The following is a 13,205-nucleotide window of genomic DNA, read 5'->3' as shown; positions in this document are numbered from 1 at the left end:
GGATTGGTACAGATTAGGGCACGGATTGCCACGGATTTTTTTGCAAAGCAATCTGTGAGAATCCGTGCCTTAATCCGATTCAATCTGTGTTTCCAATTTATAAGGCCATGAAGAACTTCGCCGAAATGTTCCGCCGCCTAGACCGCACCACCAAAACCAACGCCAAGGTGGACGCGCTGGCCGATTACTTCCTGCAGGTGGACGACGAGGACAAGCTTTGGACGGTAGCCCTGCTCAGCCACCGCCGACCGCGACGCACCGTCAATTCCAAACTGCTGCGGGCCTGGGCGTCGGAACTAAGCGGCATCGATACCTGGATCCTGGAGGAGAGCTACCACGTGGTGGGTGACCTGGCAGAGACGATCGCCCTCATCCTGCCGCCGCCGGAGCAGGATTACGATCATACCCTGACCCACTGGATCGAGTACATCCAGGACTTCGCCGGCTACGACGAGGAGGGCAAGAAGGAAGCGGTGCAGGAAGCCTGGCGCGGACTCAACACGACCGAACGCTATCTCTTCAACAAGCTGATTACCGGCAACTTTCGCGTGGGGGTAAGTCAAAAGCTCATGACGCGCGCCCTCTCCCGGGCCACCGGTATTGAGGAGACCAACCTGGCCCACCGCCTGATGGGCAACTGGACCCCGAACGATACGACCTTCGAGGACCTGATCCACAGCGAATCGGCCACCGACGATATTTCCCGGCCCTATCCCTTTTACCTGGCCTACCAACTGGAGCAGGCGGCGGAGGAATTGGGCAGCCCCGCCGAGTGGCAGGCCGAACATAAATGGGACGGCATCCGCGGGCAGGTGATCGTGCGCGACGATGAGGTATTCGTCTGGTCGCGGGGGGAGGAGCTCGTGACCGATAAATACCCGGAGTACCACCTACTAGCTTCCGCTATCCCGAACGGTACGGTCATTGACGGCGAAATCCTGCCCTATCGGGACGGGCAGCCGCTGGGCTTCAACGTGCTGCAGACGCGGATCGGCCGCAAGACGGTAAGCAAAAAACTACTTAAAGATGCACCCGTGGTACTAATGTGCTATGACCTGCTAGAGTACGAGGGCCGCGACATCCGCAAGCTGCCCATGAGCGACCGCCGGAAATTACTCGAGCGGGTGGTGGAGGAAAACCCGACCGAGGGGGTGTTGCAACTTTCCCCCGTTTTCGAGTTTGACGACTGGAACGACCTCGCCGCCGAACGCGAAACGGCGCGGGAAAAATTCAGCGAGGGCATCATGCTCAAGCGTCGCGACAGCGCCTACAAACAGGGGCGTAAGAAGGGCGACTGGTGGAAATGGAAGGTCGATCCCCTCACCATCGACGCGGTCATGATGTACGCCCAGCGCGGACACGGTCGGCGCGCTAACCTCTACACCGACTTCACCTTCGGGGTTTGGGACGGAGAAGACCTTGTACCCTTCACGAAGGCCTACTCCGGGCTCACCGACCAGGAGTTCAACAAGATCACCGCCTGGGTGCGCCGCAATACGGTGGAGCGCTTTGGACCGGTGCGCAGCGTAAAGCCGAAACAGGTCTTTGAGATCGGCTTCGAGGGCATCCGGAAGTCAACCCGGCATAAATCAGGGGTTGCGCTACGCTTTCCGCGCATGCTGCGTTGGCGGCACGATAAGCCGGTGGAGGAGGCGAATACAAAGGATGACCTGGAGGCGCTGCTGGAGCAGTACGGCGGGTAGGCCCTACAGCACCGAATACTGCACGAAATCCGCCCGCTCCGGGTAGTCGGTCGTAAAGTGCAGGCCGCGGCTTTCCTTCCGCAGCGAAGCGGCCTTAGATACCAAGTAGCCGACGGTGATCAGGTTCCGCAATTCACAGAGCTGCGGGCTCACCAGGCTGTTCCGGTAGAGCTCCTCGGTTTCGTCGTGGAGGAGGGCCAGGCGGTCCTTGGCGCGCTTCAGACGTTTGTCGCTGCGCACGATGCCGACGTAGCTAGACATGACCTCCTTGAGTTCCTTAATGCTCTGGGTGATGAGGACCTGCTCCTTCGGCTCGGTGGTGCCGGTGCGCTCCCATTGGGGGATTTGATTCTCCAGGTCGCTATTGTCGATGTTGGAGGCGATGGAGTGGGCGATGCGGTGCCCGAAAACGAGTGCTTCCAGCAGGCTGTTACTCGCCAGGCGATTGGCGCCGTGCAGACCGGTGCTCGTGCACTCCCCGCAGGCATAGAGTTGGTTGACGGAGCTGCGCCCGAACTCGTCCACCTGCACCCCGCCGCACATATAGTGGCAGGCCGGGGTGACCGGAATCAGGTCCTTCATCGGGTCAATGCCCTTCTCCTTGCACTTCTCGTAGATGGTGGGGAAGTGGGCGATGAATTTTTCCTTGTCCAGGTGGGTGCAGTCCAGGCACATGAACTCCGCACCGGTCAGCTTCATCTCGTTGTCGATGGCCCGGGCCACGATATCGCGGGGGGCCAGACTGCCGCGCTCGTCGTACTCCTGCATGAATTCCGTACCGTCCGGCCGCTTCAGGATGGCCCCGAAACCGCGCACCGCCTCACTGACCAGGAAGGCCTGCTTCTCCAATCCCGGATTATACAGGGCCGTGGGGTGAAACTGCACGAACTCCATATTCTCCAGGTGCACTTTGGCGCGGTAGGCCATGGCGATGCCGTCGCCCGTAGCGATCACGGGATTGGTGGTACTGCGGTAGATCTGTCCGTTGCCGCCGGCGGCGAGTACGGTGTTCCGGGCCACGATGGTACTGATCTCCCAGTTCTCCTTATTGAGGACGTAGGCCCCGTAGCATTCGATGTTCTCCGTCAGCCGGGTCACGATGTGCCCGAGGTGGTGCTGCGTCAGCAGGTCGAGCGCGAAGTAGTGTTCGTGGACGATCAGGTTGTCGAGCGTGGCCGCCTTCGCGCTCAGCGCCCGCTGGATCTCCCAGCCCGTCAGATCTTTATAGTGCAGGATCCGGTTTTCGGAGTGCCCGCCTTCGCGCCCCAGGTCGTACTTCTGAAACTGGTCCAGGTCGAAGCGCGTACCCCAATCGATAATCTCCTCCACCCGCTCGGGGCCTTCCTCCACCACGATGCGCACGATGTGCTCGTCGCACAGGCCGGCCCCCGCGTCCAGCGTATCGGCGATGTGCTTCTCGTAGGTGTCCGTCCCGTGGTCCCACACCGCCGCGACGCCGCCCTGGGCGTAGCTCGTATTGCTCTCGTGCTCATTGACCTTGGTCAGCACGTCGATCTTCAGGTCGGGGCGCAGCATGGCCAGTTTGATCCCGGTGCTGAGGCCGGCGATGCCGGAGCCTATGATTAGTACGTCTGTTTTGAGCAAGGGGTAAAGGGGTTAAGGTTGAAAGGGTATGGAAGGGGTAAAGGGGCTAAGGGGTAATAGGGTAAAGGAAGGGCCTTCCGATGTAACACATTGCCGCCGTCTTTACCCCTTATCCCCTTTACCCCCTATCCCCTTACAACTTCGTGTAATGCTTATCCTCCGTAAGCGACTCCGCCGGATTCCGCCAGCTCGCGCCGGTGATGCCGTCCCAGAGGCGGTCGGCTTCCTCGGGGCCCCAGGTGCCGGCGGTGTAGCGGGCCAGGGGGGCTTCGTTGTTCTCCCAAGCCTTGAGGATGGGGTCGACGAAGGCCCAGGCCTGTTCGACACTGTCGCCGCGGGCGTAGAGGGTGGGGTCGCCCTTCATGCAGTCGAGGAGGAGGCGGCTGTAGGATTCGGGAACGTCCTTCGTGGTGAGGTCGCGGTAGAAGAAGTCCATGTCGACGTTCTTGACGCGGAAGCCTTCGCCGGGGACCTTCATGCCGAACTCCATGGCCATGCCCTCGTCGGGCTGGATGCGCATGATGAGCTGATTGTCGCACTTCATGGCGTAGTCGTCGTAGCCGGCGAATATGGCCTGGGGCGGGTTTTTGAAGGTGATGACCACCTCGGTGACCTTCAGGGGCAGACACTTACCGGTGCGGATGAAGAAGGGGACCCCCGCCCAGCGCCAGTTGTCGATGAAGAACTTCATGGCCACGTAGGTCTCGGTCATGCTGTCGTCGGGTACACCCTCCGCGTCGCGGTAGGCCTCGACGTCGCCTTCCTTGGTGGTGCCGGCGTCGTACTGTCCGCGGACCACGTAATTCGCGACCTCGTCACCCTTTATCTCCCGTAAGGATTGAAACAGCTTCATCTTCTCGCCCCGGATGGAGTAGGCATCCGCGCGGATGGGCGGCTCCATGGCCACGTGCGCCAGCACCTGCAGGAGGTGATTCTGGATCATGTCCCGCAGGGCGCCGCTCTCGTCGTAGTAGCCGCCCCGACTACCGACGCCTACCGTTTCGGCGGCGGTGATCTGCACGGACTGGATGTAGTTCCGGTTCCACAGCGGTTCGAAGAAGCCGTTGGCGAAGCGGGTCACCAGCAGGTTCTGGACGGTCTCCTTGCCCAGGTAGTGATCGATCCGGTAGATGTCATTCTCGCGGAAGACCGATTGCAGCTCCTCGTTGAGTTGCTTGGCGGATTCCTCATTGTAGCCGAAGGGCTTTTCCACTACCAGGCGCGACCACCCGTTCTCGGGCTTGTTCAGGCCGACTTCCGCCAGGGCCTTGGGGATGGAACTGTACAGTTTGGGCGGGGTGGACAGGTAAAAGATGTAGTTGGAGCCCGTTCCGAACCTCTTACCAAGTTTCTCGAGCTTGGCTTTGAGCTTTTTAGCGTCTTCCGGGCCGTCGTACGCTTTCAGGTCCTGGTAGAAGAGTAGCTTGGAAAAGGCCTTGAGCTGCTCTTCGTCGTAACCTTTGTCCTGCATGAATTCATTCTCGAACAGGACCTTCTCGCGGAAGGCTTCGTCCGTATAATCGGTGCGGCTGGCGCCCAGGAGCGCGAATTTTTCCGGCAGGTACCCGCCCCGGTAGAGATCGAAGACGGCGGGGATGAGTTTGCGCTGGGCGAGGTCTCCCGAAGCTCCGTAGATGATCAGAATGTGGGGGTCGAGTTGGTTGGCCATGTGTGGGTGTGGAAAGCTTCTTAAATGGTTTCCCTATCAAAGGTCCCACTTTTTATAAGGTTTACGCCCCGTCTAAGGTAATTTTAGGCCCATTCTACAATCTTCCCCCTTATGACCATTGGCATTGCGACCGACCACGGCGGCATCGAACTCAAACGGCAACTCCAGGAATACCTGGAAGAAAAAGGCTTCAGCGTAAAGGACTTCGGGGCCTTCGAATACGACGCGGCCGACGACTTTCCCGACTACGTAGTCCCCCTGGCCCGCGCGGTCGGCTCCGGTGAGGTGGATCGCGGCGTGGCCGTCTGCGGCAGCGGGGTAGGAGCCAGCATCGCCGCCAACAAGATCAAGAACGTGCGCGCCTGCCTCATCACGGAGACCTACAGCGCCCGGCAAGGGGTGGAGCACGACGATATGAATATGATGTGCGTGGGCGGCCGCGTCATCGGCATCGCCCTGGCCCAGGAATTACTCGACGCCTTCCTCGGCGCGGAGTACCAGAACCTTCCCCGCCAGCAGCGCCGCATGGGTAAGGTGGCGGACCTGGAACAATAGAAGTATGGCGCCGGAGCGCAGGAAAAATGAATCCACCGCGGAGCAATACGGAAAACAAACTCGCATCCTGGTTGGACAATCTCCAACAGGAAAGCTGGCAACTCGAGCTCATCATCAGCGGCTTCGTCATCTTCCTGCTGATCGGTGGGTGGCCGGTGGTGACCGGTTTAGAGTCCGACCTGCGCCTGTTGCTCACCGACGACCGGGGCTATATGCCCGTCTTCTTCCTGTACATGACGGGGCGGACGGCCTACTTATCCCTGCTTATCTGCCTGATCGTGCACGTGGTTATGCGCGGCTTATGGATTGCGGCCGTCGGCCTGCGGTCCGTCTCGGGGGAGATCGACTACCGTGCCCTGCAGTTTCGGGACCGCTACGAGGACTGGCTGCAGCGGCGCATCGGTAGCTTCGACGACTACCTGCTGCGCCTGGAACAGTACTGCAGCGTATTATTTTCGATCGCTTTCCTGATCCTCTTTTGCTTTCTCAGTCTCGGGTCCTGGGCGCTATTCATGATCGCGGTACAGGAAGGAATCAGCTGGGTCACCGGCACCGAGCTGTCCAACAATACGGGTGTGTTCCGCGGCGGCGGGTGGCTGACCGGCGTGCTGTTTCTGCTTAGCGTGCTGTACTTCATCGACTTTGCCACGCTCGGTTTCTTTAAGCGAAACCGGTATACGGCCCGGCCCTACTACTACCTCTACCGCTTCATGGGTTGGATCACCCTGGCCCGGCTGTACCGACCGCTCTACTACAACCTGATCGACCAACGCTTCGGACGGCGGCTGGCACGGCTGTTGCCGGTTTTTATCTTTCTGATCCTGTGTATCGTCTCCGTAAAGATGGTCAAGTACGCCTACTATCCGGCCTTCATACAGGACGGATCGGCCTTCATCGACTCGGGCAGCTACATGGACGAAGGGGAATGGAACAGCATCCGGCTTCACCAGGCCACCCTGGAGTCCAGGTTCCCGGACCACGATTACGTCGAGGTATTCGTACCATACTTGCCCACCACCGATAACGACGTCCTGCGGGCGATCGATCCGGGTTTGGCGGTATCCCGCTATACCGGCATGAAGTTGGAGGGGGCCTTTACGGTTGGGACTCAAAGCAATGCGAAGGCCAGCAACGATTCCCTATTGCTGGCCTTCGATGCCCTGCATAAAGTATCCCTTAACGGAAGCGCCGCCGGCGTGAAACCTCGCTTTCATACCCATTCGGTGCGCGAACAGCCCGGCCTGCTCTATATGGTACCTACCCACGATCTTCCCCCCGGCGAGCACGCCGTACGGGTACAGAACCGCTACCTGGACAATGGAAACCTGGAGTGGAACGAGGGCTATCGGATCTACTTTTATAAATAGGGTTGCCCCTGGTCCGCCCAGCGTGAGCTGGTCTGCCCAGGGGGTGAACGCCACTAACGCTGCGTTCGGCGGACCACTAATGACAATACCTGCGCCCCGCCGCCATGAACACCCGGCCGCTTATTACCTTACGCCTTCTGTAAGCAAAAGATATTCTCCAATGGACCAGCAACTGTATGATTTCGGCATGATCGGCCTCGGCGTCATGGGCCGCAACTTTCTCCTCAACGTCGCCGACGATGGCTTCGGCGCCCTGGGTACGGACATCAACCAGGAATCCGTCGACGCACTGAACGAAGAAGGAAAAGACATGCGGGTAAAGGGCGTCAGTACCCAAAAGGAGTTCGTCAGCCTGCTGAGCAAACCGCGTAAGATCATGATGCTGGTGCCGGCCGGAAAGATCGTCGACAGCGTCATTGAAGGTCTGCTGCCCCTGCTGGACGAGGGCGATATCCTGATCGACGGCGGCAATAGCCACTACAACGATACCGACCGCCGCTACGTATACCTCAAAGAGAAAGGCATCCGTTTCCTGGGGACGGGCGTTTCTGGGGGAGCTAAGGGCGCCCGCCTCGGCCCCAGTATCATGCCCGGCGGCGATCGCAGCGCCTGGGAAGACGTGAAGCAGGTACTGGAAACCGTGGCCGCCAAGGTAAACGGCGAACCCTGCGTCACCTACATCGGCGAAAAAAGCAGCGGCCACTACGTCAAGATGGTCCACAACGGCATCGAGTACGGCCTTATGCAGCTCCTGGCCGAAGCCTACGACATCCTGAAGCGCGTGGGCGGTATGGGGAACGACGAGATGTCGGCGCTCTTCAGCAAATGGAACGATGGCCGGCTCAACAGCTACTTGGTGGAGATCACGGCCAACATTCTGAAGTACCGGGAAGAAGGAAGCGAGACGCACCTGCTCGACGTCATCCTCGACAAGGCCAAACAAAAGGGAACGGGCAAGTGGACCAGTCAGTCGGCCATGGACATCGGGGTGCCCATCCCGACCATTGATAGCGCCGTGACCATGCGGGCCATTTCGGCCTTCAAGGAGTACCGGCAGGACAACTCCAAACTGTACACCACGATCCACCCCGACGAGCCCCTGCTGAAGGGCCAAGGGCTGGCGGAGTCCGTCGAGAAGTCACTCTACTTCGGCTTCGTCTGCTGCTACGCCCAGGGCATGCACCTGCTGGCCGAAGCGAGTGAGGAAATGGACTACAACCTCGACCTGGAAGGCATCGCTCGCATTTGGCGGGGCGGCTGCATCATCCGCGCCGAGCTGCTGGAAACCATCCGGTCCGCCTACGGCAAGCGCGACGGACTGAAAAATATGATGGCCACCATCGAATTCCGGGAGGACCTACACGACTGCCGCGAGGCCGTGGCCGAAGTCGTGCACCAGGCCAATGAGCGGGGTGTCCCCTCCATGTGCCTGTCGTCCGCCCTGCAGTACTTCGAAGCCTTCCGTTCGGAGCGCTTGCCCCTGAACCTGGTGCAGGCACAGCGCGACTACTTCGGGTCGCACACCTATGAGCGACTGGATGAAAAAGGAACCTTCCACACTACCTGGGACGCTAAGAAGATCCATAAAGCGGGGGATACAACCGACAGCGGTATACCCACCGATCCGAACGAACCCAAAGTGATGGATCCGCCCAGCGGGGCCGAGGGCTAGAAAATAAATTCGGATTATTCGTGTAGGTACATTAAATTTGTATTTCGATTAAACTCTGTGTAGCTACACGGGTTACTTTTCACGTCACCTAACTCATCGGGTGTCTACCAACCTCCTATTCTATGAAAACTACATTCTCCCTATTCTTTCTAGCTCTTTTCCTTGTTGCGTGTGGACCATCCGGTACGGAGGTCGAGTCTTCGGACGCCGTAGCAGCTGACGAAAGCGCTCCCGTAACGGCCACCTTCACCGTAGATACTTCCGCCAGTGAAGTGATGTGGGAAGGCACGAAGAAGATCGGCGGCGGTCACGAAGGCGCGATCCCCATCCAAAGCGGAACCCTGAAGACGAACGGCGACGAGCTGGTCGGTGGCCAATTTACGCTGGACATCACCCGTCTTGAAAACCGTGACCTGGACGGTGAAGGCAAGGGTAAACTGGAAGGCCACCTGAAGAGCGGTGACTTCTTCGACGTGGAAAACCACCCGACCGCCATGTTCGAGATCACCGGCGTCAGCCCCGTGGACGATATGGACGAGTACAACCATGAGATCACCGGTAACCTGACCCTGAAGGGCACCTCCCGCAGCATCACCATTCCCGCCAAGATTAGTATGGAAGGCGATCGCATCACGGCTACCACGCCCGACTTTGTGATCGACCGGACCGAGTGGGGTATGGAGTACGGTAGCGGTTCGATTGCCGGTATCGCCCAGGACAACATCATCAACGATGAAGTAGGCCTGAACCTCAGCCTGATCGCTAAGAAGTAACGATACATTATCAAAACCCTCGGAGGTTGTCCACGCAGGTGGGCAACCTCTTTTTATTTTCGGGCCATGGAAATGACCTACACCCTGCCGGAGGTACACCAAGTCGCCAGTCGACTGCTGAATGAGGTGGGTAGCGACCGGGTCTTCGCCCTGGAAGGAGAATTAGGAGCCGGCAAGACCACGCTCGTAGCGGAGATCTGCCGTCAACTGGGCGTAACGGAACCCATCTCGAGCCCTACCTTCAGCATTGTCAATCAGTACGATGGGCGAACGGGGATCATTCACCATCTCGACTGCTACCGGCTGAATAGCGTAGAGGAAGCCATCGATGCGGGGCTGGAGGAGCTGTTAGAGACCGCCGAAGCGGCCGTCTTTATAGAATGGCCGGCCGTAATAGAACCCTTGTTGCCGGACGGCGTTGTTTTTCTGCGCTTACGCCACGATTCCACCGACGGGGGCCGGCGCCACCTAGAAATTACCACCGGTTAGCCGTAAGCTTCAATATGAGCAGCAAGGAAAAGGAAAAGGAAAGAATCGATCTGCCCAAGGAGCTGACGTCCAGCTACGGGCAGACCCAGACGGAGACGCTTGCGGTGGAATCCAAATCGGAGGAGCTCTTCATCGGGATACCGAAGGAGATCACCTTACAAGAAAAACGTGTCGCTATAGTTCCCAGCGGGGTGCATACCCTGACGAGCCGCGGCCACCGGGTCCTCGTGGAAACGCAGGCGGGCGTGCCCAGCAGCTTTTCCGACCACGACTTCAGCGAATGCGGCGCCGAAATTGCCTACTCCGCCCAGGAGGTCTACCGCCGCGCCCGAGTGATCGTCAAGGTCGCACCGCCTACGCTGGAGGAGATCGACATGATGCAGGAGGGCAGCGTACTGATCAGCCCGCTGCAACTGCCCATCATCAACGCGGAATACCTCTACCGCCTCAAGCACAAGCGGATCATCGCCCTGGCCATGGAGTACATGCAGGACGACGAGGGAAGCTTCCCCATCGTGCGCATCATGAGCGAAATGGCCGGCGTCTGCGCCATTCAGACCGCCGCGGAATTACTGAGTACCAGCCACGGTGGGCCGGGTACGCTGCTCGGGGGCATCTCGGGCGTGCCCAGCGCGAAGGTCGTCATCCTGGGGGGTGGGGTAGTGGCCGAATATGCCACCCGGGCCGCACTCGGTATGGGCGCGGAGGTGCGGGTCTTCGACGACAACATCCACAAGCTGATGCGGCTACAGACGTCCGTTGGTCGTCAGCTCTACACCTCGGCCATGAACCCGGTCTATTTGCGCCGGGAACTGCTCGATGCCGACGTGGCCATCGGCGCCATCCATTCCGAAACCGGCCGCACGCCGGTCGTCGTCAGCGAAGAAATGGTGCGGGCTATGAAGCCGCATTCGGTGATCATCGATATCAGCATCGACCAGGGCGGCTGCTTCGCCACCAGTGAGCTGACCAGCCTGGACCAGCCCATTTTTCACAAGCACGATGTCGTTCATTTCTGCGTCCCCAACATCGCCAGTCGGGTAGGGCGTACGGCGTCGATCGCGGTGAGCAATATCCTGACCCCCATTCTTTTGCGCACCGAGGGGGCCCGGAATTTCGAGCACTTCCTCTGCCACCACGCCGGCCTGCGCCACGGTATCTATACCTTCCGCGGTTGCCTCACCAATCGGTACCTGGGCCAACGCTTCGAAATGCGGCATACGGATATCGATCTGCTGATGACCAGCGGGCTGTAGGAAGTACGCTGTTTGAAACTTGCAGGAGGTAGGTCCTGCTGTCTCCTCCGTTCGTAAGGTGCACAGAACCTCGGCGTGTCGCCGTACGCAGTAGGCGTCCGGCGAGTGTTCGGCCATTATCCGCCACTCGTTAGCCAAAGCAGTTCTTCACCAAACACTTCTTCCGCCCTTACCGCATCACGCGCCATACCCAGCAGCATGCCGCCGCCGCCCGCACCGCAAATTTTGAGGCGATACCGGTCTCCACCGTTCCAGCTGTCGTGGTAGGCTGGTGGGATGAAGTCTGGAAACCGGGCCAGTTGAAAGTCGGAAACAGACGCGAAGTGGCGGTAAAGCGCCTCCCGGTCGTTAGCAATCAGTGCTTGGATCGCGGCGTCAGCGGGTTCGCGCCAACCCCGGTCGATGGACAAGGGGTCGCGGTCGTAAGCGGCTAAAAATTCTCGGATGAGCGGGGAGGCATCGCGGGTGATCCCGGTGTCGATCAGGAACCACCCCTCAGCCCAGCCTTCCGGCAGGGGTTGTTCCTCCGCGCTTCCGGCACCTCCTAGAAGAATGGGACTTTGCAGGTAGGCCAGCAGGGGGTCGGTACCCGAGCTGCTACCGTGAAAGTGGCCCTCCATGCGGGCCAGCAGCTGGCGCAAATCTGCCGTGGAGTATGCCGTAACCGCCGGTGATCCGTAAGCATCGAGGACTGCCGCGCACACCGCTCCGCTACTGCCGAGGCCATAGCCAACGGGAATGTTGCCGGCCAGGGTGCGGCCCGCCCGAAGATCGCGCCCGAGGGAGTCCGTATCTATCGGTACGTCTTGACCGTCGAGATAGGTCGCGAACTTCAGCAGGCGGGGATCCGGCGTACCCTCCGCCCAGCGCAGCCGTAAGCGATCGTAGGGGACGGCCAGTGCCTGTCCGCCCCGCAACACGGTATGCTCCCCCAGTAGCAAAACCTTGGCCGGATACGCTTCCCGCATCAGTCGACGGTGGCGCCGATCAGGTCATCCAGCTCCGGCTCCCCGCCGCGCTGGCCACAGCCGGCGGCCATGTAGAGCCGGTCGCCGAACTGCACCATGCCCGTTCCGTGCCGTCCGCGGCTCAGCGGCGGCAGCGCGGTCCAGCTTCCGGTAGCCGGGTCCAGGGCTTCCACGTCGCTGTGGGCCAATTCCTGGGCGCCGCTTTCTCCGCCGAGGATGAGAATCTTTCCGTTCACCACCGCGGCGGCATTCCCGGCACGCGGCGTGGGTATCGTGTCGGACAGCGTCGTCCAGGTATCGGTAGCGATGTCGTAGACGTCCACCTCCCCGAGGGTCGTCGAAAAGCCGTTTTCCACCTGGGAACGCCGACCGGCGGCGGCGTAAATCTTACCGTCGTGGACTGCGGCCTGGAAGTGGTCACGGGCGCGGGGGGCATCGCTCAGCTGGGTCCATTCGCCGGTTTCCAGGTCGTAGCGGTCCAGCCAGGCGACGTGACCGCTGCGGTGGCCGTCCTGGATGCCGCAGACGAGGTAGATGCTGCCGTCGTGGAGTACGGCACCGGCTCCTCCCCGGCGGCGGCCGGCGGGGATCTCCGGTCCGGTGCGCCAGGTATCGGTGCGCGTATCGTAGATGTAAATGTTGGGCAGCGGGTCTTCGCCGGGCCACCCCCCGGTCATGGCTCCCATCAGGTAGACTTCCTCGCCTACGGTCACCGGCTGGAAGTGATGGATCTCGACCGGGCTCTCGGGGCCCTGGCTCCAGTTTGTGCCCTCCGGATCCAAAATATCCACCGGTTTGACGCCCCGCCCGCCGAGCAGGTAGGCTCTATCACCGACGCGCGTGAAGGCGGCCTCGTGGCGGGCCGTGGGCTGGGTGGTTGTGCTGACTTGCTCCCATTCAGTCGACTTTGTCGGAGCCCCCGTCTGCCCTTCCGCTGCCGGCTGCCGGCTCCCGCAGGACATCAGGATCAAAATTATACCAAAGAGGGGGTAGGCAAATAACCGATTGACCATCATGTCACAAGGTTAAGCAATTTGGGCGACGGAGCGCAGGTAGAACGCCAATTTCCAACCGCAAGCTGCTGGCTACCCTCGTCCAGGCCGTTAACATAATCGGTGCTTCATCGCGAGTATGGCGGGTTCCGCATA

General features: G+C 60.2%; 11 protein-coding genes. 7 read left to right on the top strand and 4 right to left on the bottom strand.

Annotated elements, in window-relative coordinates; genetic code table 11:
• Positions 1–107 precede the first annotated feature (107 nt).
• Positions 108–1,703 (top strand): ATP-dependent DNA ligase, encoded by a 1,596-nt coding sequence (locus tag DRW39_RS18705; RefSeq protein WP_116108611.1) that lies wholly within the window; start codon positions 108–110, stop codon positions 1,701–1,703.
• 3 nt (positions 1,704–1,706) lie between these two features.
• On the opposite strand, the gene nadB is transcribed toward DRW39_RS18705, so the two are convergent.
• Positions 1,707–3,308, bottom strand: coding sequence for an L-aspartate oxidase (gene nadB, locus DRW39_RS18700; RefSeq protein ID WP_116108610.1), 1,602 nt, complete (start codon positions 3,306–3,308; stop codon positions 1,707–1,709).
• Positions 3,309–3,441: 133 nt separating this feature from the next.
• A complete protein-coding gene (gene zwf / locus DRW39_RS18695) occupies positions 3,442–4,977 on the bottom strand; it encodes a glucose-6-phosphate dehydrogenase (protein ID WP_116108609.1) in 1,536 nt (511 codons plus the stop codon).
• Positions 4,978–5,088: 111 nt separating this feature from the next.
• Here zwf and DRW39_RS18690 point away from each other — a divergent pair, with 111 nt between their 5' ends.
• From DRW39_RS18690 to DRW39_RS18665, 6 genes are all read left to right on the top strand, one after another.
• Positions 5,089–5,532, top strand: coding sequence for an RpiB/LacA/LacB family sugar-phosphate isomerase (locus DRW39_RS18690; RefSeq protein WP_116108608.1), 444 nt, complete (start codon positions 5,089–5,091; stop codon positions 5,530–5,532).
• Between the two features lie 71 nt (positions 5,533–5,603).
• Entirely contained in the window at positions 5,604–6,899 is a 1,296-nt protein-coding gene (locus DRW39_RS18685) for a hypothetical protein (RefSeq protein WP_157976217.1), read from the top strand.
• 160 nt (positions 6,900–7,059) lie between these two features.
• Positions 7,060–8,571: an NADP-dependent phosphogluconate dehydrogenase gene (gndA, locus tag DRW39_RS18680; RefSeq protein WP_116108606.1), complete on the top strand. Its 1,512-nt coding sequence runs from the start codon at positions 7,060–7,062 to the stop codon at positions 8,569–8,571.
• A 122-nt stretch (positions 8,572–8,693) separates the two neighbouring features.
• Complete coding sequence (locus DRW39_RS18675; protein ID WP_116108605.1) at positions 8,694–9,344, top strand: YceI family protein; 651 nt, start codon at positions 8,694–8,696, stop codon at positions 9,342–9,344.
• 66 nt (positions 9,345–9,410) lie between these two features.
• A complete protein-coding gene (tsaE, locus tag DRW39_RS18670; protein ID WP_116108604.1) occupies positions 9,411–9,833 on the top strand; it encodes a tRNA (adenosine(37)-N6)-threonylcarbamoyltransferase complex ATPase subunit type 1 TsaE in 423 nt (140 codons plus the stop codon).
• Positions 9,834–9,847: 14 nt separating this feature from the next.
• Positions 9,848–11,089, top strand: a complete 1,242-nt coding sequence (locus DRW39_RS18665) for an alanine dehydrogenase (protein ID WP_116108603.1) — start codon at positions 9,848–9,850, stop codon at positions 11,087–11,089.
• Positions 11,090–11,205: 116 nt separating this feature from the next.
• Here the strand turns inward: DRW39_RS18665 and DRW39_RS18660 are convergent, their stop codons facing one another.
• A complete protein-coding gene (locus DRW39_RS18660) occupies positions 11,206–12,057 on the bottom strand; it encodes a mevalonate kinase (RefSeq protein ID WP_116108602.1) in 852 nt (283 codons plus the stop codon).
• Positions 12,057–13,073, bottom strand: coding sequence for a Kelch repeat-containing protein (locus DRW39_RS18655; RefSeq protein WP_232830192.1), 1,017 nt, complete (start codon positions 13,071–13,073; stop codon positions 12,057–12,059). The genes DRW39_RS18660 and DRW39_RS18655 overlap by 1 nt, the downstream gene beginning before the upstream one ends.
• Positions 13,074–13,205: the final 132 nt, after the last annotated feature.

The sequence above is a fragment of the Lewinella sp. IMCC34191 genome, from assembly GCF_003390935.1.
In the GTDB taxonomy this organism is placed as follows: Bacteria; Bacteroidota; Bacteroidia; order Chitinophagales; family Saprospiraceae; genus Neolewinella.
The sequence above is the reverse complement of the archived record's forward strand: the minus strand, read 5'-3'. Positions and strand labels throughout refer to the sequence as shown.